General features: G+C 41.5%; 4 protein-coding genes, 1 tRNA gene and 1 rRNA gene. 1 reads left to right on the top strand and 5 read right to left on the bottom strand.

The genetic code is table 11. The features are described 5' to 3' along the window. Positions 1-140: 140 nt before the first annotated feature. The 5 genes from V7K25_RS07195 to rsmA all read right to left on the bottom strand — a co-directional run bounded on the left by V7K25_RS07195 (position 141) and on the right by rsmA (position 3,886). Positions 141-212 (bottom strand) — tRNA-Gly (locus V7K25_RS07195). Positions 213-380: 168 nt separating this feature from the next. Then, the gene (locus tag V7K25_RS07200) at positions 381-998 is read right to left on the bottom strand and encodes a sporulation/spore germination protein (RefSeq protein ID WP_335156443.1); all 618 of its coding nucleotides are present in this window, start codon (positions 996-998) and stop codon (positions 381-383) included. A gap of 577 nt (positions 999-1,575) precedes the next feature. Then, the gene (locus V7K25_RS07205; protein WP_335156445.1) at positions 1,576-1,905 is read right to left on the bottom strand and encodes a DUF3082 domain-containing protein; all 330 of its coding nucleotides are present in this window, start codon (positions 1,903-1,905) and stop codon (positions 1,576-1,578) included. A gap of 83 nt (positions 1,906-1,988) precedes the next feature. Next, positions 1,989-2,963 carry a 4-(cytidine 5'-diphospho)-2-C-methyl-D-erythritol kinase gene (ispE, locus tag V7K25_RS07210; protein ID WP_335156447.1) on the bottom strand — a complete coding sequence of 325 codons (975 nt, stop codon included), beginning with the start codon at positions 2,961-2,963 and terminating at the stop codon, positions 1,989-1,991. A gap of 80 nt (positions 2,964-3,043) precedes the next feature. Further along, on the bottom strand, positions 3,044-3,886 hold the full coding sequence (gene rsmA, locus V7K25_RS07215) for a 16S rRNA (adenine(1518)-N(6)/adenine(1519)-N(6))-dimethyltransferase RsmA (RefSeq protein ID WP_335156449.1): 843 nt from the start codon (positions 3,884-3,886) through the stop codon (positions 3,044-3,046). Between the two features lie 691 nt (positions 3,887-4,577). On the opposite strand from rsmA, the gene V7K25_RS07220 reads away from it, so the two are divergent. Further along, positions 4,578-4,671, top strand: a 16S ribosomal RNA gene (locus V7K25_RS07220); the annotation flags it as partial.

Here is a 4,671-nt window from a genome sequence, read left to right on the forward strand (position 1 = left end):
TGACAGTAATCTGCTGTCTGGCTGGTTTAGTTATGTACGGGCTGGATACCGTGATTCACCAAACAACGAATCGCACAGCTGCCGTAAGTGCTGTAATCTGTTAAGAGTGACAAATAATTAGTTAATGCACATGATTTTAAAGCGGGCGATGGGACTCGAACCCACGACGTTCACCATGGGAAGGTGACATTCTACCACTGAATTACACCCGCGAATTGCTACCATAAACTTACGCTTACAATCAATAATACCACTATTTACAGCTGTTTCAAATTTACTAGAATATCCACTGTTTTGGCAACTGCTGATGTATAAGTTTTGTGGCTGTTCAAATTGGAAAATATTTTTAGCTGATGATGGCACTAAATACCATATTGTAACTAAAGAACAATGTTTTCACCTCGCTCCGTAAAGCGAACCTCTTTAATATTCCACTGAGCATTACTTGTTAAGGTTTTGCGGAGACTGCCAAATAGAGCAAACTGTTCACAACTAGAAAGAGAAGCTATTTGTCGCTTTGAATCAGGGGATATTCGCAAATCAACCGTAGCAATGCCATCTTTGATGTTGACACGATACCCAGACAAGCTCAAGTCACTTGTATCTCGTTTTTCTAAAATTTTACTCACTACGTTTATCACTGGTTTCTCAGCTGGTACTGAAACCTTTTCTGGAATGAGTTCTTGACATTGGGTATCACTTGTATACATCGTGACGCTTGTAGTTCTGCTAGTGACAGCTTTAGGAGTTGATGAGGAAGGCGTATTTTCCTTAGGAAATTCTTGATTAGGAGATTTTTCTCTTAATTGAGCTACGCTAGGAATCTGGCTGGGAGTCTGAGACGATGCGCTATTCGTCGGTGTTGTGGTAGAGGATGGCGTTCCACTGTCAATATTACGAGCGGTGGGGTTAGAATTACAACTACTGAGGCTGACAACAATTGTCACAAAAATAAGGGGTAAAAAATCTCTCTTATTTGTGTTCATAATTTTCCTCATAAGTGATGTTGCTGCTATTAACTTCAGTGTAGCTGGTATCAATTCCACATAATTAGTGAATATTGAGCCAGTTTATAAAGTGTCAACCCGAAGTCTCTTAAAGTAGAGGGTTATATGTAAACCCAAATCACAACATCTGCGATTCAAAAAGTGATGTCTGACAACAAGCTGCTTTGCGTCTACGCCAATTCTAAAAAGCTTAACCAGAATAAGCAGAGGTGCAGGAAACAAAAATATACTGATCCTTGGTTAAATCAATGTGGTTTATTTCTCAAAAAATAGCTGTAAGTTTAAGCAGATGATTATCTTAGCTAAACCCTTTACTATAAAGGATTTGCTCAGAGCGATCGCTGTCTGATAAAGTAAGTTTTCTTAAGGTACTGGTACGCTACTAACTCTCATCAAGCCGCTTAATCACTACCTTCATCGTTTAACTCTGAATCTATTTTTCCATCTGTTCCCCAACTACAAGCTGTTTTCGACTTCAGCCTTCTAGAAGCACGAAGGTACAATTGCTTAAAAACCGTGATTCGTTAAAAAAACTTGTGTTTTTAAGTTGTTGATTAAAAGGAAATTACTAGTTTTCACTACTTTTCTGCTTGCTCAATTCCTGCACTAATAATTGCACTCCCAAAGCCAATAAACCAATTGCGACTATACCAAATATCCCGCTTCCCAAAGCAACTACACCAACAACCAAAGTCCTAACAGCAGAAGAAATTCTAATTACCAATGGATTAATTGAATGGAGAGGTTTAGTAGCAAAATTTGTAGCGATCGCAATCATCAGCGAATACATTGCATATCCCATTCCTCCAGAAATTACCGCCCCAGTTAAACAGCGTAAAGGACTTGCTGTCGCCTGTATTTTAGTACCCGTTTGTGGCGTTAAATTTTGGTCACTCATACGATTTTGTATTTTAGATTTTGGATTGGGCCATTAAGAATAATTCTTGTCTATCCCTAAGCTTCATCAATGAAAAAAATTATTTAAACAGATGATGCCACTTTAATACCATGTGTGATTGTCCGAGTTACAAACAATTCTAATTCCTCATCAAGAATTGATTCTCTCACTTGCTGCAAAACTAGTTCTGCCTGCTGTTGAGACTCAAAAAGAGCAAATACTGTTGGCCCAGAGCCAGACATCATTGTTCCTAAAACGCCTTCTTGATTTGCAAACACTTCTCGCAGTTGCAAGACTTGGGGATAGGCTGGCAATACCACACGCTCTAAATCATTGTGCAGTTTTTGGGCAATTTCTGCCGCATCTTTATTTACGACAGCTTTTACTATTGCTCCTGAATGAACTGCACTAGCACGCACTGCCAAGTTGTCGCTATCTCTAATATAAGAATGACCAAACTGCTCTCGATAGGTTTTGTATGCCCAAGCGGTGGAAACTTCCAAGCTCCGGTATTTTGCCAACACTATATAAATATTATCCAAACTTGGCAGAGGAGAAAGTTGCTCACCTCTACCTGTTGCGATCGCAGTTCCACCCGCTATACAAAACGGGACATCTGAACCAAGTGTACCTCCCAACTCCTCTAATTCTGACTGAGTTAGCCCCAACTTCCACAGTAAATCTATTCCTATCAAGACGGCTGCTGCATTTGTCGAACCCCCAGCTAACCCAGCAGCTACAGGAATCTGCTTATTAATGGTAATCTCCACGCCCCCATATTTAGCAAAGGCTTCAGGAAATTGCCTCACCATTAATTCTGCTGCGCGGTATGCCAGATTACTTTTATCTGCTGGTACTTGTGGGTGGTTGCAGTGAATACGGATGCTGTCAGTGCTAATGGAACGGACATCAACTTGGTCTGCAAGGCCAATACTTTGGAGTATCATGGCTAACTCGTGATAGCCATCAGGGCGTTGGCGTAGCCCGCCGGAGGCATCGCCAATGATTTCCAGATACAAGTTGATTTTAGCAGGGGCAATTAGGCTGTAGGAATACATTTTCTGGGAATGGGGAATGGGAAATAGGAATGGGGAATGGGGAATGGGGAATGGGAAAAATCTACTTTGTCATCTATTTTCTACTCCCTACTTCCCACTCCCAGTTCATTTGCTAGAATTACCCATTGCTGAACGCCGAGGTCTTCGGCTCTAGCTTGGGGATTTATTTTTAATTGTTCCAGTAAGTGGCTAAGGCGATCGCGTTCTATAACTGATTGCAAATTATTTCGTAACATTTTGCGCTTGGCACCAAACCCCAACTTTAAGAAATTCTCTAACTGTCGAGGATTAAGCGCTGGTATTTCTATTTTTCGGGGGCGCAATCGCACCACTGCCGAATCAACTTTTGGCGGTGGATGGAATGCGGCCGCTGGAACTGTGCAGATTAACTCACACTCAGCCAAGTACTGTACCCGCACGCTCAACGCCCCAAAGGTTTTTGATCCTGGTTTAGCATACAACCTTTCTGCGACCTCTTTTTGTACCAGCAACACTATAGAGTCAAATGGTTCAGGGTTGGGGTTAGCAATCGTACCCAGTAGTTTCTCAATGATTGGCCCTGTAATGTTGTAGGGAATATTGGCTACTACCTTATTAGGCTTTTGAAAATTGGGAAAGGCTGCAAGATAAGATGGTAAATCTAGAGTGAGAAAATCACCTTGTAGCAGTAAAAAATTTTTAGTCTTACTAAGCTGCTTTGACAACAGTTGGCATAAGTCGCGGTCTATTTCAACTGCAACCAGAAATTCCACTAAGGGTAATAAACGACGAGTCAGAATCCCGGTTCCGGGGCCAATTTCCAAGATGCAATCGCCTTTGGCGGAGCGATCGCTTTCTGTACACTCTGCTGCTTTAATAATTGCGTCGAGTGCCTTTTCACTTTTGAGCCAATGTTGAGCAAAGACCTTACGCGGTCGGATCATCTGTATTTCTTGCCTAGTCTAGTTTTTAGCTTTTTCTCAAAAACTCATTATAAATTTTTAAGTCCCTCTACAGCGCTAGACTCACTGTAACGCCTATCTTCTCTTCCAAACACTCCGCGAACGTAACGGTAGCGATCGCGTAAATGCCTATATAATAAACGTCACCTATAGGATGGAAGTCTTAAACCGCAAGCTCTGCAACAACTAAGCTCTTACTATATATAAGAGCTTAGTTCGAGCATTTGGATTCAGGACAAATCGCTCCAGCAAGACTACCCCCTGCCATTTTCTATAATCACTCAACCTGCATCAGATCCCATTTAGAGACAAGCAACATCCATTATTCACACAGTACCTGACTGTGTGAATATTAGCCACTTCCTTCTCGCCTTCCTTCTGTTGCTTAATCTATTAATCTGAAAGCAAGTCCAGTCAAGCGATTTGCCCCTTTAGAAAAATAATAAATTTACCCCTTGACAAACTAGGGGATGACTAGTTACTCTAGTTAAGTGGAAAAGCGAAAGACGCCAACCACCGCGGAACCTGAAAAACATAATACTTTGAAAGCTTAAGAAAAAACCAATCCTCGTCAAAAGATTTGACTTTTGGGAAATCCTAAAAGGACAGTCAAAATTAATAACTAGGATTCCGGAAAATATTTTTTTTCGGAGCCACAAACTCGAAACACAACAAAACGGAGAGTTTGATCCTGGCTCAGGATGAACGCTGGCGGTATGCTTAACACATGCAAGTCGAACGGTGTCTTCGGACACAGTGGCGGACGG

Origin of the sequence: Nostoc sp. (assembly GCF_036919495.1) — a bacterium.
GTDB lineage: Bacteria > Cyanobacteriota > Cyanobacteriia > Cyanobacteriales > Nostocaceae > Nostoc.

Bases quoted from the DNA above. Each gene is read 5' to 3' on its own strand.
- V7K25_RS07200 (WP_335156443.1), bottom strand. From the start codon at position 998: ATGAGGAAAATTATGAACACAAATAAGAGAGATTTTTTACCCCTTATT.
- V7K25_RS07205 (WP_335156445.1), bottom strand. From the start codon at position 1,905: ATGAGTGACCAAAATTTAACGCCACAAACGGGTACTAAAATACAGGCG.
- ispE (WP_335156447.1), bottom strand. From the start codon at position 2,963: ATGTATTCCTACAGCCTAATTGCCCCTGCTAAAATCAACTTGTATCTG.
- rsmA (WP_335156449.1), bottom strand. From the start codon at position 3,886: ATGATCCGACCGCGTAAGGTCTTTGCTCAACATTGGCTCAAAAGTGAA.